Below are 970 nucleotides of genomic sequence, written 5' to 3' on the forward strand. Positions count from 1 at the left end.
TCCTTCCATCCCATGTTTTAGATAGCGAGCGACCCATCTTTTCAGAGGGGATAAACCTACATTTCTTTCTTGTGCAATGGATTTATAGGATTTTTTTCCTTCTAAGTACTCTAAAACTGCATGTGATTTTTCGTCTATCGTATATTTAGTCAAAAAAACTGCACCTCCAATTGTTAGATATTGTCTAACAATTGGGGTGCAGTTCATGGTTAGCAGGTGTTCCCTTTTTATATATATCAAACATTAAGTATTAGTAATTTATCCAAGAAAGCAAGATTGTGAGATATTATACTCAAACTAAAGGGTGCTTTACTTCAATTAGGGAGGTTGCTGTGGCAATCTTTTTCTTACGGAACAGGATTGTTCAATAATAAAATGGGAACATAACCCAACCTATTAGTGATTGTGCTAAAGTTTAGATTATAGCGATTTAAAGAACTATTATTATTTTTCATTAATTCAATAATTCAATAATGAAAAGGTGGTGAGGCAAATGATGATTTTTGTACCATTTCTTGTAGCTTTTGTGATTGGAGTAATTATATTGTTAGTTACGTGGTGGTTTAAAAAAATAAACCTTCCCCTATTTGTGCGAATTGTACCTGGAGTCTTAACAGTTATAGCTGCTATTATTCTATTTTACATTGGCTACGTAAACATAAGGGGATTTGAAGGGGCGGCTTATGGGATTCTCTCTGTCTTTTTAATTTGTTTTGCAATTTTATCGCTCATTATGGCAAAAAAGCCATCAAAGGCACGATAAAAAGAGCTTATTATTTCTTGAACTAACAGGTGCGTTAGCTGAAGAATAAGAGCTGTCTTTAAGGCAGCTTTTTCGTGCGCCCGGCATGGGTGCAATCTATAGGGTGAAAGTCCCGAACCATGAAGGCAGTAGTAGTGGTTAGCTTAATGCAAGGGTGTCCACGGTGACGTGGAATCTGAAGGAAGCAAGCGGCAAACCTCCGGTCTG

At 36.6% G+C, this 970-nt stretch carries 1 protein-coding gene; it reads left to right on the plus strand.

Annotation, left to right across the window (positions count from 1 at the left end; all coding sequences use genetic code 11):
- The first annotated feature begins 493 nt into the window (after positions 1 to 493).
- The gene (locus AKG34_RS02220) at positions 494 to 763 is read left to right on the plus strand and encodes a YesK family protein (protein ID WP_053344583.1); all 270 of its coding nucleotides are present in this window, start codon (positions 494 to 496) and stop codon (positions 761 to 763) included.
- Positions 764 to 970 lie beyond the last annotated feature (207 nt).

This window comes from Peribacillus butanolivorans (assembly GCF_001273755.1).
Lineage (GTDB): Bacteria > Bacillota > Bacilli > Bacillales > DSM-1321 > Peribacillus > Peribacillus butanolivorans.